Genomic DNA, 20,786 nt, shown 5'->3' with positions numbered 1-20,786 from the left:
TTCGCCCTGAGCTTGTCGAAGGGTTCGTCAGTGTGTGGGTGGGGGCTTCGACAGGCTCAGCCCGAACGGAGGTGGGCTCAGCCTGAATGGAGGTGGGGTCAGCCGGAACGGAGGTGGGGTCAGCCCGAACGGAGGTGGGGTCAGCCTGAACGGAGGTGGGGTCAGCCTGAATGGTGAAAGACGACGTGCGAGCCCACCAACCCGTTCGCCCTGAGCTTGTCGAAGGGTTCACCAGTGTGTGGGCGGGGGCTGTGCTCATGACATTTCCTCCGCTTTGCGTTTCTTCGCCTGTTTCTCGTTCTGACGCCGGTTCTCCTTGCGGAAATCGGGGAACGGGCGGGGCACTTCTTCCCACACGCCGGCTTCGTCGCCCTGGCCTACGTCACCGAAGAACGCCTTCATGTCGTCAAAGCGCGCCTGGTTGCCCATGGCGGCGTTCACCACTTGAATCAGCGAGCCCGCACCGGCCACACCCATGAGCGGACGGGCGGAGATGAGGTTGGTGAAATAGAGCGACGGCACGCAGGCTTCCTTGGCTGCCTGTACCACCGGCGTGGTGCCGATGGCCAACTGCGGCTGGTATTCGTGCAGGGCGTCGAGGTCGTTTTCCAGCGAGGCGCGGAACTGCACCTGCACGCCATGGGACTTCAGCCACTCGGCGTCGTGCGCGTTCCAGGGCGTGGCCGGGCAGGCCGAGCCCACGTAGCGCAGGTCGGCGCCGCATTCCACCAGCAGGCGGCCCACCAGCAACTCCGAACCTTCGTACCCGCTCAGCGTGATGCGACCTTGAATCTTCTGCTGCGACAACACGCCGCGAATGGCCCCTAGCGACTGGTTGCGCGCGGCATCGACCTGTGCCGATGCGATGCCCATGGCCTGGCCCACCGCCCCGAGCCAGTCGTGCGTGCCGTCCACGCCCACCGGGGCCGAGCCCACGATGGGTCGGCCGGCGGCTTCGAATTCGCGAATGCTGGCGGTGTAGAACGGATGGATGGCGGCTACCGCCGCTCCGTCGAGCGCGGCGTACAGCTCGCGCCATTCGCGCGTGGGTGCCACGGTGCCGACCGCAATGCCCATGGGTGCGATCATCTGCGCGATGCCCATCGGGTCGGCGGGAAACATCTCGCCCAGCAATGTGAGTGTGGGCAATGCTTGGCGGCCCTGGCGCGGCGCGGCCACCGGGCCCGCCATGATCTCGTCGCGGGCATAGCGCAGCATGGCGCCAGTGAGCACGTCCTTGGCTTCGGCGTGCGTGGGCACACCGAAACCCGGCACGTCGATGCCGATGATGCGCACGCCGTTGATGGCCTTGGGCAGGATCTGCAGCGGCACGCCGCTGGCGGTGGGCACGCAGAGGTTGATGATGACGATGGCATCGAGCTTTGCGGGATCGGCCTGTGCATGCACCGCTTCGCGGATGTCTTCGAACAGCTTTCCGGTGACCAGCGATTCGCTGTTGAACGGCACATAGCCCACGCTGCGGCGCGCGCCGTAGAAGTGGCTGGTGAAGGTGAGGCCGTAGACGCAGCAGGCCGAGCCGCTGAGGATGGTGGCGGTGCGGCGCATGCGCAGGCCCACACGCAGTGAGCCGAAGGCCGGGCACATGCTCTGCGGCTGGTCGTGCGGACCGGTGTTCTCGCGCTTTGGGTAGTCCTTGGCGTACTGCGCCAGCACCTCGCTCTTGCCGGCCGATTTCGCGGCCGCCAACAGCGTCTCGCCGCCCGCGTGGCAGCCCATGCCATCGCCCTCGATGGCGGTGGTGCCCTTCAAGGGAACGATCGGGATGACGGGCTGGGCCATGGCGTCACACTTCGTCGTAGACCACTTCGAGGCTGGGTTTGACGGTGTCGGATTTGCCGCACATATCGAACACGGTGGCCGGCTCCAGCACCACGTCGCGTCCTACTGAAGCGGCGGAGAAAAGGCCGAGCAGGCCGTCTTGAGACATGGGTTTGGGCCGCATGGGCGTGGAGGTCCCCACGTTCTCGGCCAGCTCGGCAAACAGGGGGCCCCACACGGATTCCGGGCGACCGATGATTTCGTAGCTCGCGCTTTTGCGGCGGATGTCGTCGTCGGCCGGAATCACGGAGAGCACCGGAATGCCGACCTGTTCGGCAAAGGCCATGGCCTCGCCAGTGCCGTCGTCGCGGTTGATCACCATGCCGGCCACGCCGACGTTGCCGCCGAGCTTGCGGAAATACTCCACCGCGCTGCACACGTTGTTGGCCACGTAGAGGGACTGCAGGTCGTTGGAGGCGACGACGATGACCTTCTGGCACATGTCGCGCGCGATCGGCAGGCCGAAGCCACCGCAGACCACGTCGCCCAGGAAGTCGAGCAGCACGTAGTCGAAGCCCCATTCGTGAAAGCCCAGCTTTTCGAGCAGCTCGAAGCCGTGGATGATGCCGCGCCCCCCACAGCCGCGACCCACTTCGGGGCCACCCAGTTCCATGGCGTAGACGCCGTCGCGCTTGAAGCACACGTCGCCGATCTGCACCGCTTCGCCGGCCAGCTTCTTCTTCGACGAGGTTTCGATGATGGTGGGGCAGGCCCGTCCGCCAAACAGCAGGCTGGTGGTGTCGCTCTTGGGATCGCAGCCGATCAGCAGCACCTTCTTGCCCTGCTGCGCCATCATGTAAGAGAGATTGGCCAGCGTGAAGCTCTTGCCGATGCCGCCCTTGCCGTAGATCGCGATGATCTGCGTCTCCTTCTTCACCTCGCCGGTGTGCACCGGTTCGGGCTCGATGGCAGCTTCCTGTCGCAGCGCTTCCATGAAGCGGGCCGGTTGCACGTTGACAGGCAGTGAGTTCATCAGTGTCTCCAGTCCAGAACCATCTTCAGACATTGCGGATCGCCGAAGGCGGTCGCATACGCGGCGCTGGCGTGCGCGGGCGTCTCGTTGTGGGTGAGCAGGCCCTCGAGCGACAGGCGGTCGGTCTGCACCAGTTCGGTCACGGCCAGCAGGTCGGCGCGCTTCCATTCGGCAGCCACCCGTATCTGCGCTTCGCGCATGAAGGCCGGTGCGTACGCGAAGGAAATGTTCTGCTTGTAGAAGCCGGCCAGCACCACCTCGCCACCCTTGTCCAGGCGCGGGATCACGCGGTGCAGGATCTCGGCATCGCCGCTCACGTCGTAGATGGCGCGGTAATTCTTGCGGTCGTCTTCGTCCGGGTGCACCACGCTGTAGCCCTCGGCACCTTCGCGGCGCTGTGCCTGCGTTTCCCACACCACCGGGGCGGCGGCGCCGGCTGCCACCGTGAGGCGCGCCAGCAGTCGACCCATCACGCCGTGGCCCACGATCAGGTCGGGCGGGGTGTCAGGAGCACGGGTGCCACCGTAGCTCACCGTGTGGTACGCGGTGGCCGCCAGGGCGAGCAGCACCATGTTGGCGCTGGGCGCCGTGTCCAGTCGCACCGCGCGGCTCGCCTGGACCACCAGGCGCGAACCGGCGCCGCCAAAGAGGTTGTGCACGCCTTCGAAGGCGTAGGACCCAGGCACGAACACGTGGTCGCCCACGGCCAGGGGGCAGGTCCCCTGCGTGCGCACCACGCGACCGACCGTTTCATAGCCGGGGACCAGCGGATAGCCCATGCCGGGAAAGGGCGGCATGCTGCCGTCCCAAAGGAGCCGCTCGGTGCCGGTGCTGATGCCGCTGTACGACACTTCCACTTCCACGTCGCCCTCCGCGAGGGGGCGAAGATCCAGCGAGCGCACCGACAGGTTGCATGGACTCTGGAAGACGATGGCATCGGCTGTCATGTGATGTATTTAATGAGTGACAGATAGAAGTGTCAATCTGTATTGACGCTTCGGCGGTCAATCGCGGGTAAACACCTAGCCTTGCGGGCGAGCAGCAGTTGCGCATGGAGCGGCAGGCGGTTCGGCACGCGCTCAATGTGCGAGAAGCCGGCCTCCTGCATCAGGGCCATGAGTTGCTCTGACGTGCGCAGCCGGCCCGCGCCCATGGCCAGCAGGTAGAAGTGAAAGTAGGGGTCGCTCGGTTGCGGCGAGCCGCCAGCTTCGGCCATGGGCTCGGCCAGCAGCAGGGCCCCGCCCATGGGCAGGGCATCGAAAATGGCGCGCAGCACTTTGAGCACCGTATCGTCGGCGTGGTCGTGTGCCACGCGCACCAGCGTGACCAGATCGGCGCCGCGCGGCAGCGGGTCGTGGGTGAAGCTGCCGCCGTGGGTGGTGATGCGCTTGCCCAGGCCCAGGCGCTGTACCTGCTCACGCGCCAGCGCTGCCACTGGCGGCAGGTCGAAGAGTTGCATTTGCAGTGGCGGGTGAGCCTGGGCGAGCGCGCAAACCCAGCCACCCATGCCGCCGCCCACGTCGAGCACCACGCGGTGGTCCTGGAACGGGTATGCCACGAGCAGTTCGTCGATCACGAAGCGCTGCGAACTCGCCATCAGCGCCGAGTAGCGCGCGCACTGTTCCTGCGGCGCAGGCAGACTGCCCTCCTCGGTGTAGGGCCAGTACCGGTGCATGCGGGTCTGCGCCGGATCGCGCAACAGGCCCAATGGGTCGCGCAGGTCGTCGAACAGCACGGCGTTGTGTTCCACCATGTCTCGAATGCCAGCATGCGCCAGCACCGGCGCGCCCAGGCTGCCCAGGCCGAAGCGGCTGTTGTGGCCTCGGCGCTCCAGCAGGCGCAGCGCCACGGCCGAATCAAGCAGGCGCGAGAGCGGCGCCGCAGGCATGCGCGTGAGGCGCGAAAGCTCGTCCAGGGTGCGCGGTGCTTCGAGCACGTGATCCAGCAGACGCAGCCGCACGCAGGCCAGCAACACCTGGGTGTGCACGAAACCGGCCATCAGCCCGAAGAGTTGCGCCGAGCGCCGGCGCACCAGCCAGCGCGTGAACGGGCTGGCGCTGGCCCAGCGGTTGAGCGCGGGGCTGGTCATCCAGCGGTCGGCGCGTGCGGCCAGGCGCTCGCGCCAGGAGGGTGCGGGAGCCTGCGAGAGCGGGGGCTCGGTGGCGTGCAGCGTGGTCATGGATCAGTGACTCGCGAGCGGCGTGACCAGGTGTTCGCGCTCGATGCGCTCGCAGGTGCTTTGCGGAATCAGCCGCTCGGATTCCTGCAGCACCAGATGGCGCATGGCGCCCCGGCTGGGGCAATCGGGCAGCGAATCCACCGCCGACTTCATGAGTCCACGGAAATGCTCGATGGCGCCCAGCAGGCCGAGGTCGGCTGCTGCGCTGGGTCGTCCATGGTGGGCGTCCTGTCCGGCGGGCTTGCCCAGCTGGTCGGCCTGCAGCATGACGTCGCGGATGTCGTCGGCCACCTGGTAGGCCTCGCCGAGACATTCACCCAGCGCGCGCCAGCCGGCCGGATCGGCGCCCGCCGCTTGCGCACCCGCGCAGGTGGAAGCCACGAAAAGGGCACCGGTCTTGGCCCGCTGGTACTGGCCCAGGTCCACACGGATTTCGCACTCCCACGCCTGCCCAGCCACGATGCCATCGGGAGCGCCGGTGCCCTCGCACACGGTTTCCAGCAACCCGGCCAGGCGCATGGGGTGCTTGACGCCAGCGCGAGCCAGCGCCTGGTAGGCCATCACGATCAGCGCGTCACCGGTCAGCAAGGCCAGAGGCTCTCCGTAGACCTTGTGTACGGTGGGCTGGCCGCGCCGCGTGTCGGCATCGTCGAAGCAGGGCATGTCGTCGTGCACCAGCGACGCACAGTGCAGCAGCTCGATGGCCACCGCCGCGGCGTCGGTCAGCTCTGGCGCATCTTCGCCGCAGGCTCGTGCCACGGCCAGGCAGAGCTTTGGACGGATGCGGGCGCCGCCGGGAAACACCGCATGCCGCATGGCGGCCATCAGTCGAGGAGGGGCACTGGAACCGCTGGCCCAGCTCAACTGCCGATCGAGCGCTAACTGGATGCGTGACATCATGTCCATGGCTCCTCGTCCGAGTGGTGCAATGTCATTAAAGCGTGACATTGATAAATGTCAATCTAACATGACACATCGGAATGTCAAAGGCTCTTTGGTTGTGCACTGCACACAAACTGGCCTGGGAGAGGCAAGGCTTCGACAGGCTCAGCCCGAACGGAGAAGCAGGCGCGGCCCGAATGGGAAACAGGCGCGGCCCGAACGGGTAAGTGAGCGCAGCCAAGTTGCGCACCAACCGCCCCGTTCGCCCTGAGCTTGTCGAAGGGATCCTCCGCAGGGCAAGGCTTCGACAGGCTCAGCCCGAACGGGGAAGCAGGCGCGGCCCGAACGGGTAAGTGGGTTCAGCCAAGTTGCGCACCAACCGCCCCGTTCGCCCTGAGCTTGTCGAAGGGATCCTTCCCAGGAGGGCATGGCTTCGACAGGCTCAGCCCGAACGGGGAAGCAGGCGCGGCCCGAACTGGTAAGTGGGTTCAGCCAAGTTGCGCACCAACCGCCCCGTTCGCCCTGAGCTTGTCGAAGGGACCCTCCCCAGGAGGGCAAGGCTTCGACAGGCTCAGCCCGAACGGGGAAGCAGGGTCAGCTCGATCGGGTAAGTGAGCGCAGCCAAGTTGCGCACCAACCGCCCCGTTCGCCCTGAGCTTGTCGAAGGGATCCTCTGCAGGTGGGCACAAGGCTTCGACAGGCTCAGCCCGAACGGGGAAGCAGGCTCAGCCAGAACGGGAGAGACAGGCTCAGCCCGAACGGGAGAGACAGGCTCAGCCCGAACGCACCGGTGCCGCTGCTTTTTCCCGCGCCAGCCCATAGGGCCGCACCAAGTGCACCACGTGCTCGGGCACCATGGTCTTGATGCGGGCCGGGGCTTCACGCTGCAGGTGAAGCAGGGTTTCGATGGCTTTCATTTCCACCCGGGCGCGGGCGAACTCCAGCCCGCGTGGCCCGATGCGAGGCATGAGCCAGCCCACGATGGGGCGCAGCCAGTCGGGCATGCGCCGCAGCGGAAGGCCGCCGGCCGCAAGTTCCACGTTCTTCAGGAAGCCACGCACCGCGCCGGCCCGCTTGCCCGCGCTGCCCGGCGCCTTTGTCACCACTTCGTTGCCCAACAACTCCAGCAGGGCCTGACCGCGCTCATTGCGCACCAGCAGCCACTGTTCGCCCTGACCGCCCATGTAGCCCACGGTGATGTCCGACAGCGCATTGGTGTAGTCCACACAGGTGCGGCAGGTGGTGGGAAAGAAGTCTGGTGGCAGGGTGGACAGCGGCAGTTGCAGGAACGGGATCGTGCGCACCTCACCGCCTTTCATGCGGATCTCGACGTGGTAGTCGGCGCGGAATTCCAGATACGTGATGTCCTCGGGCCGGGGCGAGATGAGCGAGAGGAAGTGGTGGAAGCGCTCGGTGGTGGTGTTGTCGGAGCAGGGCGTGCCGATCACGAAAAGTCTCTGCAGACCGAGTTCGCGTTCCAGTTCCGGCTGGATCGCCCGCAGCGCGTACACCTGGCAGGGAATGCCGATGACGGCCAGGCGCTTGAAGCCCTGGCGCAGCGCGGGCTCCACCAGCGCAATGAGCGGCGCATACCCCATGCGCATGCCGCGGCATTTCGCCATGTCTTCGGGCCGCGTCACCAGCACCGGCATCGGCCGCCAGGCATCGTCCGGGTGCGGCGCCATGGCGATCACGGCGTCCACCTCGCCGGCGCGCAGCAACTTCTCTGCGATGCGGGTGGTGATGCCGGTCCACTGCGCGCCGGCCAACGGCTCGGCCAGACGCGCTTGCAGCATCTGGCGGTGCGGCCCGAAGAAGAGCTCGTCGCTGCCGCTCTCGCCGGGGGCGGGCAGGGCGCGGCTGCGGCCATGCACGCGGCGCTCGAGCGCGGGGTAGTCGGGCGCGATGAACTGGCAGGCCTGGCCGCAGCGGCGTGGGTTGTCTGTGCGGGAGAGGCCGCAGTCGGTGCAGAAGTGCCGGGCCGGCGCCTCTCGCCAGGGAGGCATCTGCCAGCCCGACTTCGGGGTTTCTGCGTTTGTGTCAACCATCGACCGATGATATAAGTGTCACATTAAGTTGACAACAACCCTTGAGGCCAGCCGGTGAACACCCCCAACAACCTCGGCGAATGGAGCGCTGGCCTGGCGCTGAACCGGGTGGCGTGTGTCCGTGGCGGGCGGCGTCTGTTCAGCGGCCTGAATGTGGCGCTCGGCGTTGGCCAGTTGCTGCGAGTGGCAGGCGCCAATGGCGCCGGCAAGACCAGCCTGCTGCGGCTCATGTGCGGCCTTCTTCAACCCACCGAGGGTGACGTGCGCTGGCGCGGCCAGCCGCTGGCTGCGCAGCGCGAGACCTGGGGGCGCGAGCTCGTGTACCTCGGTCACGCTGCCGCGCTCAAGGACGACCTTTCCCCGATGGACAACCTGCAGACCGCCTGCACCCTGGGCGGGCAGGATGTGACCCGCGCCCATGCGATGCAGGCCCTGGGCGAAGCCGGCCTGTGCGGTTTCGAACGCGTGCCGGTGAGGCATCTTTCGCAAGGCCAGCGCAAGCGCTGCGGCCTGGCGCGGCTGGCGCTGGCGCGTCACGCACCGTTGTGGGTGCTGGACGAACCCTTCAACGCGCTTGACACCACCGCCACCGCCTGGCTCGCAGGCCTGGTGCGCACCCAGTTGCACCGGGGCGGCTCGGTGGTGCTCACCAGCCACCAGGGGATGGCGCTGGACGACATGGCTCACCAGGAGCTGGCGCTGTGAACACCGCCGTGGTGACCACCCCTGTGGTGACGGCCAGCGCACCCGGCTGGCTGGCTGGCCTGCGCTGCATTGTCCTGCGCGACCTGCGCATCGCCGCACGCCGCCGCACCGACGCGCTCGGTGGCCTGCTGTTCTTCGTGATGGTGGTGAGCCTGTTCCCGCTGGGCGTGGGCCCCGAGCCCGCGCTGTTGCGCACCATGGCGCCAGGGGTGGTGTGGGTGGCCGCGCTGCTGGCGTGCACGCTGCCACTGGCGCGCCTCTTTGCCGACGACCACCAGGACGGCACGCTGGAGCAGATGCTGATCGGCGCGCACCCGCTGCCGCTTCTGGTGCTGGGCAAGGTGGCGGCGCACTGGTGCAGCTCGGTGTTGCCGCTGGTGCTGGTTTCGCCTTTGCTGGCGCTGCAGTTCGACCTGTCGGCCTCGGCCACTGGCGTGCTGCTGCTCTCGCTGCTGCTGGGCACGCCGGTGCTCAGCCTGGTGGGTGCGATTGGCGCGGCGCTCACCCTGGGCCTGCGCGGTGCGGGCGTGCTCATGTCGCTGCTGGTGCTGCCGCTGCTCATGCCGGTGCTCATCTTCGGCGCGGGCGCGGTGCAGGCGCACAGCGCCGGGCTGGACGTGGGCGGCCATTTTTCGTTGCTCGGCGCCATGCTGCTGCTCTCGCTGCTGGCCGCGCCGCTGGTGACCAGTGCGGCATTGCGCATTTCGATGGAGTGAACACACCATGAACACGACGCGACGCATCGACTGGTTCCATTACGCGGCGCCACAGCGCTTCTACCCGCTGGCGGGCAGGCTCATTCCGTGGTTCGGTGCGCTGGCGCTGGTGCTCGCGGCCATCGGTCTCTACATCGGCTTCTGGCTGGCACCGACCGACGCGCAGCAAGGCGAGGCCTACCGCATCATCTTCGTGCACGTGCCCACGGCCTGGATGTCGATGGTGGTTTACCTGGCCATGGCGGTGTGGGCTGCCATCGGCCTCGTCTTCAACTCGCGCCTCTCCAGCATGATGGCCTGCGCACTGGCACCCACCGGCGCGCTCATGACCTTCCTTGCGCTGTGGACCGGCGCGCTCTGGGGCAAGCCCACCTGGGGCACCTGGTGGGTGTGGGACGCACGGCTCACCTCCGAGCTGGTGCTGCTCTTCCTCTACATCGGCTTCATGGCGCTGCACAGCGCCATCGACGACACGCGCCGAGCCGACCGCGCCGCCGGCCTGCTGGCCATCGTGGGCGTGGTCAACCTGCCCGTCATCTATTTCTCGGTGCAGTGGTGGAACACGCTGCACCAGGGCGCATCCGTGAGCCTGTCCAAGGCGCCCAGCATGGCCACGCCCATGTTGCTCGGCATGCTGGTGATGGCGCTGGCGTGCTGGATGTACTGCATCGCCGTGGCGCTGGCCCGGGTGCGCGTGATCATGCTCGAGCGCGAACGCCACACCGGCTGGGCACGCCAGACCCTGGAGGCTGCACGATGAACTGGACCGACCTGCGCGATTTCCTGGACATGGGTGGCTACGGCCTCTACGTGTGGGGTTCGATGGGCATGACCGCCGCCGTGGTGGTGGCCGAGCTGCTGCTGTTGCGCCTGCGCCGCCGGCTGCTGGTGCGCGAGGCGAGCGACACCCAGGCCATCGGGGAGCGCGCCGCATGAAGCCGCGCACGCGGCGCGCGGTGGCGCTGGCGGTGGGCCTGCTCACGGTGGGGGCGGCCAGTGCCCTGGTGCTCAACGCGTTTCGCAGCAACCTGGTGTTTTTCTACAGCCCCACGCAGGTGCAGGCGAAAGAAGCGCCGCGAGACCGCGCCTTTCGCATCGGTGGGCTGGTGGAAGAGGGCAGCGTGCGCCGCGACGGCAAAAGCCTCACGATCCAGTTTCAGGTGACCGACACGGCACGCGCCATTCCGGTCGTCTACACCGGCCTGCTGCCCGATCTGTTCCAGGAGGGCAAGGGCGTGGTGGCGCAGGGCCGGCTCGGGGCCGATGGCGTGTTTCGTGCCGACCAGGTGCTGGCCAAGCACGACGAGAACTACATGGCGCCTGAAGCAGCCGATGCACTGGCCCGCGCCCGCACGGGGCAGGGCAGCCTGGTGGAAGGCAGCGCGAAATGATCGCCGAGGTCGGACACTTTGCGCTGGTGATGGCGCTGTGCGTGGCGCTGGTGCAGGGCGTGCTGCCAATCTGGGGCGCGCAGTGTGGCCGCCTGGCGTGGATGGCGCTGGCCGTGCCGGCGGCGCGCGCGCAGTTTGCGTTGCTGCTGGTGTCTTATGTCTGCCTCACGCACGCTTTCGTCACGCACGACTTCACCGTGCTGCTCGCGGCCAACCATTCGCACAGCGCGCTGCCGCTCATCTACCGGCTCAGCGCCGTGTGGGGCAACCATGAAGGTTCCATCCTGCTGTGGGCGTTGATCCTCGGAGGATGGACGCTGGCCGTGACCGTGTTCGCGCGAGGCATCGACCTGCCCATGAAGGCGCGTGTGCTCGGTGTCATGGGGCTCATCAGCGTGGGCTTCCTGCTGTTCACCCTGTTCACCTCCAACCCGTTCGAGCGCGTGTTCCCAGCGCCGGTCGATGGACAGGATCTCAACCCCCTGCTGCAGGACCCGGGCATGGCCATTCACCCGCCCATGCTGTACATGGGCTACGTGGGTTTCGTGGTGGCCTTTGCCTTTGCCGTGGCCGCGCTGCTCGGCGGGCGGCTTGACGATGCCTGGGCGCGCGCGTCGCGCCCCTGGACGCTGGCGGCCTGGAGCTTTCTCACCGTGGGCATTGCGCTGGGCAGCTTCTGGGCCTACTACGAACTCGGCTGGGGCGGCTGGTGGTTCTGGGATCCGGTGGAAAACGCGTCCTTCATGCCCTGGCTGGTGGGCACGGCACTCATCCACTCGCTCATGGTCACCGAGAAGCGCGGCGCCTTCCGGCGCTGGACCGTGCTGCTCGCCATTCTGGCGTTTTCGCTCTCGCTGCTGGGCACCTTCATCGTGCGATCGGGTGTGCTCAGTTCAGTGCACGCCTTCGCCACCGACCCGGCGCGCGGTGTGTTCATTCTGGTGTTCCTGCTGCTGGTGGTGGGCGGATCGCTCGCGCTGTATGCGTGGCGCGCACCGAGCGTGGGCGAGGGCGAACGCTTCGGCGTGCTCTCGCGCGAGAGCTTCCTGCTGGCCAACAACCTGCTGCTGCTGGTGGCCACGGCCGCCGTGATGCTGGGCACGCTGTACCCGCTGGTGATCGACGCGTTCGGCATGGGCAAGCTCTCGGTGGGGCCGCCGTACTTCAACGCCGTGTTCGTGCCGCTGATGGCGCCGGCGCTGTTCCTCATGGGTGTGGGGCCGCTGGCGAAATGGCGGCAGGCCCGGGTGGGCGATCTGGTGAACAGCCTGCGCTGGGCCGCCGCCGTGAGCGCTGCGGCCGCGCTGCTGGGCGCGTTCTGGTGGCAGACCAGTGCGCCACTCACCGGCCTGGGGCTGCTGCTGGCGGCGTGGGTGGCGCTGAGCACACTCACAGGCGCACTGCAACGCCTGCGCGCGCACCCGGCTGGCTTCTTCGGTGGGCTGGCCTCACAACCCGGCGCCTGGCTCGGCATGTTGCTCGCGCATCTTGGCGTGGCGGTGTTCGTGGCCGGGGTAAGCGTGGTGAGCAGCTTCAGCACGGAAACGGACGTGCGCATGGAAGCAGGCCAGCACGCCGAGGTGGGTGGCTACCGCTTCACGCTGGAAAGCATGGGCGTGGTGCAGGGACCCAACTACACCTCGGCGCAGGCGCAGATGCGCGTGACCACGGCCGGCGGCGAGCCGGTGGCGCTGCTGCGGCCCGAGCGCAGGCTCTACGCCGTGAGCCGCATGCCCATGACCGAAGTGGCCATCGACCGCCGCGTGTTGCGCGACCTGTACGTGGCGCTGGGCGAACCGGTGAGCGAGAGCGCCTGGAGCGTGCGCCTGCACCACAAGCCGCTGGTGAACTGGATCTGGGGCGGTTGCCTGATGATGGCAATGGGTGGCCTGCTCGCCATGGCCGACCGGCGCTACCGCGTGGTGCGCCGCCGCCGCGAAGAACACGCCGAGGCAACGAGGCCCGTGCCGCCGCTGGTGGTGGCGCAGAAGGTGCAGCCATGAGCGCGCCCGCAGGCAAGCCCGCGCCACGCGGCCTGCGGTTTCTCTGGCCGCTGGTGGCTTTCATCGCGCTGGTCGGCGTGCTGGGTGCCGGCCTTCAGCTCAACCCGCGCGAGGTGCCTTCGCCGCTCATTGGCCAGCGCGTGCCCTCGTTTGCATTGCCCACGCTGGCGGCGCCCGAACGCACACTGGGCCCCGAACAGTTGCGCGGCCAGGTGTGGGTGCTCAACGTGTGGGCGTCCTGGTGCGTGGCCTGCCAGGCCGAGCACCCGCTGCTGGTGGAGATGGCGAAGACTGGGCAGGTGACGCTGATCGGCCTGAACTACAAGGACCGTCGCGATCTGGCGCTGGGCTGGCTGGCGCGGCACGGCAATCCTTACACGGCCACGCTGTCAGACACGCAGGGCCGCGTGGGACTGGACTTCGGCGTGTACGGCGTGCCGGAGACCTACGTGATCGACAGCGACGGCGTCATCCGCCACAAGCACACCGGCGAGCTCACGCGCGAGGTGGTGCAGAAGCAATTGCTGCCGCTGCTGCGGCAACTGGAAGGCTGACCATGTCGTTGCGTCGTGTCATGGTGTTGATCGTGTCCTCGCTGGCATTGCACGTCGCCGCACAGGATCCCGGCAGCGCGAAACTGGCCGTGGCCGACCCTGCGCTCGAAGCGCGCGTGATGGCGATCGGCGCCGAACTGCGTTGTCTGGTCTGCCAGAACGAAACCGTGGCTGCGTCGAATGCCGAACTGGCGGTGGACCTGCGAGGACAGATCCGCGAGCAACTGAGAGACGGTCGCAGTGAGGTCGACATCCTCGCCTTCATGTCGCAGCGCTACGGCGACTTCGTGCTCTACCGCCCGCCGCTGAAGACCAGCACGGTGTTGCTGTGGCTGGGGCCCTTCATGTTGTTGCTGCTCGGTGGCTTTGCGCTGGTGCGGCATCTGCAGCGGCGCGCCGCTGGCAGTCTTGAGGCGGGTGAGGGCAGCGACCTACCCGCCGAACACGCCACGGCCATTTCTGGCGGTGCTTACAGTGCGCGGCAACTCACGCTCGGCGCGCTGGTGCTCGCGGTGCCCGCGCTTGCGCTCTACAGCGTGCTCGGCCAGCCTGCGTCCATCCTGCAGCCCGCCCATGCCGCACCCACCTTGGCCGATGTGGACGGCATGGTGCGGCAGATGGAACAGGCCCTGCGCGCCCGGCCGGCCGGCAACGCAGCCGATGCGCCGGCGTGGGACATGCTGGCCCGCGCGCAGGCCAGCCTGCAGCGCTATGCGCAGGCGGCAGAGAGCTACGCGCGCGCCATCGAGCTGGACCCCGACGACGCGCAGCGCCTCGCCGACCGCGCCGACCTGCTGCGCCTGATCAACGGGCCCGGCGGTTCAGCCGAAGCCGAACGGCTGGTGCAGCGCGCGCTGGCAATCGACCCGCGCCATCCGAAAGCGCTGGCGCTGGCCGCAGCGCAGGCGCCTGCCGCCACGTCCACCACGGGCATCTCCGGACGCGTCGAGATCGCCCCTGAACTTCGCTCGCGCCTGCAGCCGGGCGACACGCTCTACATCACGGCTCGCACACCGCAGGGCCCGCGCCTGCCGCTGGCGGTTTTGCGCCTGAGTGCGTCGGAAGAACCCGTGGCGTTCAAGCTGAGCGACGACCAGGCCATGGCGCCCGATCACCGCATTTCTGACCACGCGCAGGTGGTGGTGGAAGCGCGCATCAGTCGCTCGGGTGATGCCATGCCGAAGGCGGGCGATCTGGTGGGCCGCACCGGTGCCATCGCCAACACCGAGCAGGGTCTGCGCGTGCTCGTCGCAGGCGTGGTGCCCTAACTTTCCTGCAGCGACAGCATGTGACCGATGCGCGGGTCCCCTAGCCCGGCCAGCACCAGCGCGTGAGCGGCCGTTACCGCATCGGGACCCCGGTGGTGCTGCACCTTCACCCAAGGCGCAGAAGGCTGGCTCACCTGCTCGATGAAGCCGTGCCATGCGCGTGCCATGCGCTCGTTGAACTCGACGGCACCCCAGTCCCCATGGCGTTTCTTCGCCTGCGCAGGCGCGAAGAACAGCACGGGACGTGGGCCGGGCAGGTCGCGCGCGCCCGACAACTGGTCCACATGCGTGCCGCCGATGGAGCAGCTGTAGGCCAGATATTCAAAGCGGCGGTGGATGTTCTTGCGAAGTGGGCTGCTGCCGGCAAAGTCCACATACACGCAGGGCGTGTCACTCGCTATTCGGTCCAGCTGTTCGTAGGCGAGCACGCGGCTGTAGACGCCCAGGCTCTGGCAGAACGCCACGTTGGCGGCAGAGGTCAGGCCGACCACGTCCGTCTCGGGCCGCTTCGCGAGTTGCGCGGCCGTCGCAAAGGCGGTCTTGCTGCTGGCCGAAGAGAGCAGCATCACGCCGCGCTGGCCGCCCTCGCAGGTGCCGAAGAACTGGTTGTCGGCGAGGAAATCGTCGATCAGCCACGCGGTGAGAAAGAGTGGCCGCAAGAGCGCCTGCAAGGCTTCGGTGTCGGGATCGTGCAGCGGGTCGGCAGCGCAGCGCAGGTACTGGTTGTAGAGGGTGTGCAGCGCTGCGCGGTGCGGCGCGTCGTCCAGGAACCCTGCTGGCGACACGCGCACCGGTTGCAACACCGCGTGCGTGGCCATGGGCCAGTAGCCGTACAGGCGCTCACCCACCGCCACGCCGGCGCAGCGCGAGTCTTCCACCACGCCAAAGCCCCACGCCGGCACGATGCCCCAGGCCTCTTTGTCTTCACCTGACACCGGGAAAAATTGCCAGTAGTTCATCGCGTCACCGAACGCGGCGTACGTGATGTTGTTGGCGGTGTAGGCGAACTGCTCGACGCGCACGCGCACCTCGCCATCGGTCAGCGCTGAAACCGGCAGGGTCACCAGGCGGGTGGTTGCCAACGCGTTCTTGCGAACCTGGAACTGGGTGGTGGTCATGGTGGCATCTCCAGAAAAAAGAGCCCGTCACTTTCGTGGCGGGCTCTTCGGTCAGACGGTCATGTCGACAGGCGTCAGAGTTTCACGCCGGTGATGTAGCTGTCGTAGCGCCACTCGGAGAAGCGGCTCCACAGAATCTGGTCGCGCTGGAAGGCACGCATGTCCTGGTGGATTTTCTTGAATTCGGGCGACTTGGCTTCGTGCGCGGCGAACACTTCCTTCGAGGCTTTGAGGCCGGCGTCCATGATGGCCTTGGAGAAAGGCATGAGCTTGGTGCCAGCAGACACCAGTCGCTTGAGGGCGATGGGGTTCTGGGCGTCGTATTTGGCGGTCATGTCGCGGGCAGCCACGGCACCAGCGGCGCGCACGATGGCCTTGTTTTCGGCCGACAGCGCGTCGAAGGCTTTCTTGTTGATGAAGAACTCCAGCTCGGCGCCGCCCTCCCACCAGCCAGGGTAGTAGTAGAAGGGAGCGACTTTCTGGAAGCCCAGGCGCTCGTCGTCGAACGGGCCGACGAACTCGGTGGCATCCAGCGAGCCTTTTTCCAGCGCCTGGTACACCTCGCCAGCGGGCATGTTCTGTGCCACCACGCCCAGCTTGGCCATGGTCTCGCCGAACAGGCCACCGCCCAGGCGCATCTTCAGGCCCTTGAGGTCGGCCACGGTCTTGATCTCCTTGCGGTACCAGCCGCCCATCTGGGTGCCGGTGTTGCCCGAGCTCATCGAGACGATGTTGAACTTGCCATAGAACTCGTCCATGAGCTTGCGGCCATTGCCGTGCTCCATCCAGGCGTCCATGTGGCGCGCGGTCAGGCCAAAAGGCACGGCGCAGCCAAAGGCGAAGATGGGGTCCTTGCCGGTGAAGTAGTACGAGGCGGTCTGCGCCATTTCGATGGTGCTGTCCTGGATCGCATCGACCACACCGAAGGCTGGGACCAGGTCACCGGCAGCGTGCACCGAGACTTCGAACTTGCCACCCGACAGGGCCTTGACCGTCTCGGAGAATTTCTCGGCGGAGCCGAATATGGTGGGCAGCGATTTGGGGAAACTGCTGGCCAGGCGCCAGCGCACAGCGGCCTGGGCATGCACGGCGGGGGCGATGCCAGCGGTCAGAACGCCAGCGATGCCAGCGTTCTTGATCAGGGAACGACGATCCATTGAAAAAGGCTCCTAGGGGGGAAGTTCGACGGTTGCGGTGAATGGGGCGTTGCACCCCTCGTAGGCCGCCGATTATGCCCGTACCCCCAGGGGGATGCCTGGGCAGGGTCTTAGGGGCAGGCCAGCTCGACGATCCGCTCCGGCGCCTCCTCATGAGCCAGATGGCCCAGCCCCTTCAGGACCACCAGCCTGCCGCGCGCTGCAGGTGTCACGCGCTCGAGGATGAGAGCGCCGTGCGCAGGTGGCACGGTGCGGTCGTTCTCCCCGACCAGCAGATCCAGCGTCGTCTTCAGTCGGGGCAGGTCGCGCGCGAGTTGCGGCAGGTTCCAGTTGGCCATCATGGCCAGCGCGCCCCCCGCGTGAGCGGGATGGCTGACCAGTCGGTGGTAGAGGGCGATGCCGGTGGCGTCGAGTTGTGAGCCCGTGCTGCCCAGCAGGCGTTCGAGCACGGCCGGGTCACGGGCGCGCCAGGCGAACAGTCGAGGCACCAGCGGCGCCGCAGCCATGAGCTTGGCGACCGGAGAGAACAACGGCCCCGCCAGCCCACCGAGCGGCAGCACGGCGGCATTGAGGCCAACAATTCGCCGTGGCGCGATGAGGCCGTCGATGGCCATTCGGATGGCGATGGCCGCGCCCGCGGAATGCCCAATCACCAGCGTGGGCTGGACTTGAAGTGTCTGCAGCAGCGCCTGCAGGGCGCGCGACATGCCCTTCAGGCTGAGCTGAGGTGCGCCCACGCCGCCGCTCGGCATGCCGGTGAACGCATGGCCGGGCAGGTCGGGCGCAATGACGGTGTGGCCTCGGCGCGCCAGCAGGGGCGCCACGTCGCGCCATGAGTGGGTGGAGGCGCCGGTTCCGTGCAGCAGCAGGACCACGGGTGGCGCGGGGTCCGCGCCCTCGAAAACCTGCACATGCCAGGTGAGGCCACCGGCCTGCACGAAGCGGCTGCATTCGTGATGTGGCCAGTCCTTGCCGTGGAGATTCCAGTCCATGGGTTAGAGCCTGTTCACGCTTGGGAAAAGTGTGTGAACAGGCCCTAGCCGGTGGACTGGGCCAGCAACACGGCCTGACTCAGGCCGGCGGCGCCCGCGTAGGGCAGCGGGATGTAGGCCGCGCACATGGCGTGGGCCAGTTCGCGTGCCGCATCCGCCGGTTGGGGTGAGGTGTCGATCAACAGGGCCTGGAGGCCCGTGAGCGCAAACGCCTGCCCGGCGATCAGCGCATCCTGCGTGGCCTGAGCGCGGCCAGGGTTGCCGTGGCGGTCGATGTTGGCGCGGCCGTCGGTGAGAAACACGGTGACTGGCGTGTCCCCTGCACGTGCGATCTGCTGCGCCAGTTCGAGTGCGGTGCTGATGCCCTGGGCCAGCGGTGTGCCGCCGCCGCCGGGCAGCGCAGCCAGCGCCCGTTTGGCTCGGGCGAGCGAGCGCGTGGGCGGCAGCAGCAGTTCGGTGCCCGAGCCGCGAAACGCGAGCACAGCCACCTTGTCGCGCCGCACATAGCATTCGGCCAGCAGGAGTTCGACAGCGCCTTTCGCCTCGGCCAGGCGGTGCAGCGCGGCAGAGCCCGAGGCATCGACCACGAACACGGTGGTGGTCGGCCGGTGCTGGCGGTGACGCACGACATGAAAATCCTCGCGCCGCACTTCGATGCGCCTGCGAGTGTTCGGTGTGGCTTCGCGCTGGCGCAGGCGCTGCCAGGGCGCGGCGGCGCGCAGGGTGTCCAGCAAGTGCAGGCGCGCGCCGGCTCTCGGTTCGCCCCGACGCGTGCCGACTGGTCGGCCCCGGTGCGCGTGTTTCTGCAGGGCGCCCGCCGTACCGGCGGCCCGGGCTCGTGCCTGGTGCTGCTCACCTGACTGCAACGCGGCCAGCAGGCCGGGGGGCAGGGCGGCCTGCATGGCTTCGATGAGCTGATCTTCCAGCGCTTGCGGCACGGCGGGAGCGTCGTCTTTCGTCCTGTCCAGCGCATCTTCTTCCGTGCGGCTGTTCTCCGGGCTGGGCGGTGGCTGTTCATCGGCTGGGGCCTGCTGTGGCTCTGCGGGTGCAGGCAGTCGCGTCGCCCGCGGCGCCAGCACCAGGCGCGCGGCGATCGAAGCGTGCGTTTCGTCCGCCACGCTCAGCCCGGCCAGCGCCGCCGCCGCCCGCAAGGCTCGCACAGCCATGTGTGGCGCGCGCAGCGAGGCCACACCCCATGCCATCGCCGCACCACAAATGGCTTGCACCAGTTCATCAGGCACTTGCACAGTGGGCAGCGCGGCGCGGGCCAGGGCGATCTCAGCCGGCGTGAACACGGGGGCGTCGTCCATGGGGTTGGCGGGCTCCAGCACCACATGAAAGGCCAGCCGGTCAAGCAGGGTGGCGGGCAGGCACTCGTCGTCGCCCTGGCCTTCGTCCAGCGCCACCAGGCCCAGGCGTGCGGGCGCAGTGTGGGCCAGGCCGTCGCGCTGCAAGCGCACTTCACGGTGGTCGAGCGCGGCGCTCAGGTGGGCGGCCACGTTGGCGCCGCAACGTTCGGCCATGGCCAGCACCAGCCAGCCGCCATCGGCGCGTGCAAGCAGGCCGCGTTGCGCCACTGGCCGGCCGGTCTGCAGCGTGGCAGCGAGGTCGAGCCCGCCCAGCAGGGCAGCGTCGGTGGCATGGTGGGGAAGGCGCAGCCAGGGGGCGCCTTCGGCTTGCAGCGACTTGAGCAGGTTCAACCAGGCATCTCGCAACGGGCCAGCGTGCGATCGAATGGCGACGCCACCCAGACCCACGGGGTCCACCGCGCACAGGGCGGCAGTGAGTGTCGCGTCGGTGCTGAGCGCGGGGGGGGCGAGTTCAAGCATGGGTGTGGAGTGCGCTTGGCTTCGACAGGCTCAGCCCGAACGGTGTGTGGTGCAGCCGGAAGGTGTATCGGTGCAGCCCGAGCGGCTACGGGAGCAGTTCGGCCACAGCGCGTTCCACGCGAGCGCTCGAGCCGGCGTTGTCCAGTGGATTGCGGCGCAGACGGTGACGCAGCGCTGGTGCGGCCACGCGGCGGATGTGCGCATCGAGCACCGTCTTGTCACCGTCGAGCGCGGCCAGCGCTCGCGCGGCGCGCAACAGGGTGAGGTCGCCACGCAGGCCGTCGGTGCCGAGCGCAGCGCACAGCACGCTGATGCGTTCGCGCACCGCTTCGCTGATGGAAACTTCAGGCAGGCGCTTGCGCGCTGCGGTGATCTGCTTGCGAATGCGTTCGTCGTCCTTCTGCCAGCGTTCGATGAAGGCGGCGCGGTCCTGCTCAAACGCATCGCGGCGCCGAACCACTTCAACGCGGTCGGCCAGCGCCTCTGGCGTCTTCACCTCCACCGAAAGGCCGAAACGGTCGAGCAACTGCGGACGCAGTTCGCCTTCTTCCGGGTTGCCGCTGCCCACCAGCACGAAGCGCGCCGGGTGGCGCACCGAAAGGCCCTCGCGCTCCACCACGTTTTCGCCCGATGCGGCCACGTCGATGAGCAGATCGACCAGGTGGTCTTCGAGCAGGTTGACTTCGTCGATGTAGAGAAAGCCGCGATGCGCCTGCGCCAGCAGGCCGGGCTCGAAGGCCTTGACACCCTGGGAGAGCGCACGCTCCAGGTCGAGCGCACCGACCACGCGGTCTTCGGTCGCGCCCAGTGGCAGGTCGACCACAGGCACGGGGATCAGGTGGCTCCTGGCGGTGTTGCGTTGAGCGGCGCATTCCTCGCAGTGGCTGGCGGACTCGGCCGGGTCGCAGCCGTAACGGCAACCCACCACGGCGCGCATTTTGGGCAGCAAGGCGGCCAGCGCACGAACCGCCGTGGACTTGCCTGTGCCCCTGTCCCCGAGGACGAGAACCCCGCCAATGCCAGGGTCGATGGCGGCGATCAGGATCGCCGTCTTCATCTCATCCTGACCCACGATCGCCGAGAAAGGGAATGCCTGTGCCATATGGGAAATCAGTATGGCATGGCACCCCGT

Annotated in this window: 19 protein-coding genes; 8 read left to right on the top strand and 11 right to left on the bottom strand. The window is 67.9% G+C overall.

Annotated features, from left to right (window positions below):
- Positions 1-255 precede the first annotated feature (255 nt).
- The 6 genes from bchY to AB7F11_RS19415 all read right to left on the bottom strand — a co-directional run bounded on the left by bchY (position 256) and on the right by AB7F11_RS19415 (position 7,921).
- Positions 256-1,800, bottom strand: a complete 1,545-nt coding sequence (bchY, locus tag AB7F11_RS19440; protein WP_428291408.1) for a chlorophyllide a reductase subunit Y — start codon at positions 1,798-1,800, stop codon at positions 256-258.
- Positions 1,801-1,804: 4 nt separating this feature from the next.
- Positions 1,805-2,812, bottom strand: a complete 1,008-nt coding sequence (locus AB7F11_RS19435; RefSeq protein WP_428291409.1) for a chlorophyllide a reductase iron protein subunit X — start codon at positions 2,810-2,812, stop codon at positions 1,805-1,807.
- Positions 2,812-3,759, bottom strand: a complete 948-nt coding sequence (bchC, locus tag AB7F11_RS19430) for a chlorophyll synthesis pathway protein BchC (protein ID WP_428291410.1) — start codon at positions 3,757-3,759, stop codon at positions 2,812-2,814. The genes AB7F11_RS19435 and bchC overlap by 1 nt, the downstream gene beginning before the upstream one ends.
- A 32-nt stretch (positions 3,760-3,791) precedes the next feature.
- Positions 3,792-4,991, bottom strand: coding sequence for a methyltransferase (locus AB7F11_RS19425; protein WP_428291411.1), 1,200 nt, complete (start codon positions 4,989-4,991; stop codon positions 3,792-3,794).
- A 3-nt stretch (positions 4,992-4,994) separates the two neighbouring features.
- Complete coding sequence (locus tag AB7F11_RS19420; RefSeq protein WP_428291412.1) at positions 4,995-5,891, bottom strand: polyprenyl synthetase family protein; 897 nt, start codon at positions 5,889-5,891, stop codon at positions 4,995-4,997.
- Between the two features lie 755 nt (positions 5,892-6,646).
- A complete protein-coding gene (locus tag AB7F11_RS19415) occupies positions 6,647-7,921 on the bottom strand; it encodes a Coenzyme F420 hydrogenase/dehydrogenase, beta subunit C-terminal domain (RefSeq protein WP_428291413.1) in 1,275 nt (424 codons plus the stop codon).
- A 54-nt stretch (positions 7,922-7,975) separates the two neighbouring features.
- On the opposite strand from AB7F11_RS19415, the gene ccmA reads away from it, so the two are divergent.
- The 8 genes from ccmA to AB7F11_RS19375 are packed head-to-tail and all read left to right on the top strand — an operon-like array spanning position 7,976 to position 14,558.
- Positions 7,976-8,626, top strand: a complete 651-nt coding sequence (ccmA, locus tag AB7F11_RS19410; protein WP_428291414.1) for a cytochrome c biogenesis heme-transporting ATPase CcmA — start codon at positions 7,976-7,978, stop codon at positions 8,624-8,626.
- Complete coding sequence (gene ccmB, locus AB7F11_RS19405) at positions 8,623-9,342, top strand: heme exporter protein CcmB (RefSeq protein WP_428291415.1); 720 nt, start codon at positions 8,623-8,625, stop codon at positions 9,340-9,342. The genes ccmA and ccmB overlap by 4 nt, the downstream gene beginning before the upstream one ends.
- Positions 9,343-9,349: 7 nt before the next feature.
- Positions 9,350-10,102 carry a heme ABC transporter permease CcmC gene (ccmC, locus tag AB7F11_RS19400; RefSeq protein ID WP_428291416.1) on the top strand — a complete coding sequence of 251 codons (753 nt, stop codon included), beginning with the start codon at positions 9,350-9,352 and terminating at the stop codon, positions 10,100-10,102.
- Positions 10,099-10,278 (top strand): heme exporter protein CcmD, encoded by a 180-nt coding sequence (ccmD, locus tag AB7F11_RS19395; protein WP_428291417.1) that lies wholly within the window; start codon positions 10,099-10,101, stop codon positions 10,276-10,278. The genes ccmC and ccmD overlap by 4 nt, the downstream gene beginning before the upstream one ends.
- Positions 10,275-10,733, top strand: a complete 459-nt coding sequence (gene ccmE, locus AB7F11_RS19390) for a cytochrome c maturation protein CcmE (RefSeq protein WP_428291418.1) — start codon at positions 10,275-10,277, stop codon at positions 10,731-10,733. The genes ccmD and ccmE overlap by 4 nt, the downstream gene beginning before the upstream one ends.
- On the top strand, positions 10,730-12,736 hold the full coding sequence (locus AB7F11_RS19385) for a heme lyase CcmF/NrfE family subunit (RefSeq protein WP_428299921.1): 2,007 nt from the start codon (positions 10,730-10,732) through the stop codon (positions 12,734-12,736). The genes ccmE and AB7F11_RS19385 overlap by 4 nt, the downstream gene beginning before the upstream one ends.
- On the top strand, positions 12,733-13,290 hold the full coding sequence (locus AB7F11_RS19380) for a DsbE family thiol:disulfide interchange protein (RefSeq protein WP_428291420.1): 558 nt from the start codon (positions 12,733-12,735) through the stop codon (positions 13,288-13,290). Before AB7F11_RS19385 ends, AB7F11_RS19380 begins: the two co-directional genes overlap by 4 nt.
- Before the next feature lie 2 nt (positions 13,291-13,292).
- A complete protein-coding gene (locus tag AB7F11_RS19375) occupies positions 13,293-14,558 on the top strand; it encodes a cytochrome c-type biogenesis protein CcmH (protein ID WP_428291421.1) in 1,266 nt (421 codons plus the stop codon).
- On the opposite strand, the gene AB7F11_RS19370 is transcribed toward AB7F11_RS19375, so the two are convergent.
- From AB7F11_RS19370 to bchI, 5 genes are all read right to left on the bottom strand, one after another.
- A complete protein-coding gene (locus AB7F11_RS19370; protein WP_428291422.1) occupies positions 14,555-15,676 on the bottom strand; it encodes a DUF2855 family protein in 1,122 nt (373 codons plus the stop codon). The genes AB7F11_RS19375 and AB7F11_RS19370 overlap by 4 nt on opposite strands.
- Before the next feature lie 74 nt (positions 15,677-15,750).
- Positions 15,751-16,833, bottom strand: a complete 1,083-nt coding sequence (locus AB7F11_RS19365; RefSeq protein ID WP_428299922.1) for a TRAP transporter substrate-binding protein — start codon at positions 16,831-16,833, stop codon at positions 15,751-15,753.
- Positions 16,834-16,943: 110 nt separating this feature from the next.
- Positions 16,944-17,825, bottom strand: coding sequence for an alpha/beta fold hydrolase BchO (bchO, locus tag AB7F11_RS19360; protein ID WP_428291747.1), 882 nt, complete (start codon positions 17,823-17,825; stop codon positions 16,944-16,946).
- 44 nt (positions 17,826-17,869) lie between these two features.
- Entirely contained in the window at positions 17,870-19,654 is a 1,785-nt protein-coding gene (locus AB7F11_RS19355; protein WP_428291746.1) for a magnesium chelatase subunit D, read from the bottom strand.
- 85 nt (positions 19,655-19,739) lie between these two features.
- On the bottom strand, positions 19,740-20,756 hold the full coding sequence (bchI, locus tag AB7F11_RS19350) for a magnesium chelatase ATPase subunit I (RefSeq protein WP_428291745.1): 1,017 nt from the start codon (positions 20,754-20,756) through the stop codon (positions 19,740-19,742).
- Between the last annotated feature and the right edge of the window lie 30 nt (positions 20,757-20,786).

Origin of the sequence: Hydrogenophaga sp. (genome assembly GCF_050250835.1) — a bacterium.
Lineage (GTDB): Bacteria > Pseudomonadota > Gammaproteobacteria > Burkholderiales > Burkholderiaceae_C > Hydrogenophaga.
This window is presented reverse-complemented; position numbering and strand designations above follow the sequence as displayed.

Coding starts and splice junctions, on each gene's coding strand:
- AB7F11_RS19420 (WP_428291412.1), bottom strand. CDS start 5,891: ATGATGTCACGCATCCAGTTAGCGCTCGATCGGCAGTTGAGCTGGGCC.
- bchI (WP_428291745.1), bottom strand. CDS start 20,756: ATGGCACAGGCATTCCCTTTCTCGGCGATCGTGGGTCAGGATGAGATG.
- AB7F11_RS19375 (WP_428291421.1), top strand. CDS start 13,293: ATGTCGTTGCGTCGTGTCATGGTGTTGATCGTGTCCTCGCTGGCATTG.
- AB7F11_RS19415 (WP_428291413.1), bottom strand. CDS start 7,921: ATGGTTGACACAAACGCAGAAACCCCGAAGTCGGGCTGGCAGATGCCT.
- ccmD (WP_428291417.1), top strand. CDS start 10,099: ATGAACTGGACCGACCTGCGCGATTTCCTGGACATGGGTGGCTACGGC.
- AB7F11_RS19355 (WP_428291746.1), bottom strand. CDS start 19,654: ATGCTTGAACTCGCCCCCCCCGCGCTCAGCACCGACGCGACACTCACT.
- AB7F11_RS19385 (WP_428299921.1), top strand. CDS start 10,730: ATGATCGCCGAGGTCGGACACTTTGCGCTGGTGATGGCGCTGTGCGTG.
- ccmC (WP_428291416.1), top strand. CDS start 9,350: ATGAACACGACGCGACGCATCGACTGGTTCCATTACGCGGCGCCACAG.
- AB7F11_RS19425 (WP_428291411.1), bottom strand. CDS start 4,991: ATGACCACGCTGCACGCCACCGAGCCCCCGCTCTCGCAGGCTCCCGCA.
- AB7F11_RS19365 (WP_428299922.1), bottom strand. CDS start 16,833: ATGGATCGTCGTTCCCTGATCAAGAACGCTGGCATCGCTGGCGTTCTG.
- AB7F11_RS19370 (WP_428291422.1), bottom strand. CDS start 15,676: ATGACCACCACCCAGTTCCAGGTTCGCAAGAACGCGTTGGCAACCACC.
- bchO (WP_428291747.1), bottom strand. CDS start 17,825: ATGGACTGGAATCTCCACGGCAAGGACTGGCCACATCACGAATGCAGC.
- bchY (WP_428291408.1), bottom strand. CDS start 1,800: ATGGCCCAGCCCGTCATCCCGATCGTTCCCTTGAAGGGCACCACCGCC.
- bchC (WP_428291410.1), bottom strand. CDS start 3,759: ATGACAGCCGATGCCATCGTCTTCCAGAGTCCATGCAACCTGTCGGTG.
- ccmE (WP_428291418.1), top strand. CDS start 10,275: ATGAAGCCGCGCACGCGGCGCGCGGTGGCGCTGGCGGTGGGCCTGCTC.
- AB7F11_RS19435 (WP_428291409.1), bottom strand. CDS start 2,812: ATGAACTCACTGCCTGTCAACGTGCAACCGGCCCGCTTCATGGAAGCG.
- AB7F11_RS19380 (WP_428291420.1), top strand. CDS start 12,733: ATGAGCGCGCCCGCAGGCAAGCCCGCGCCACGCGGCCTGCGGTTTCTC.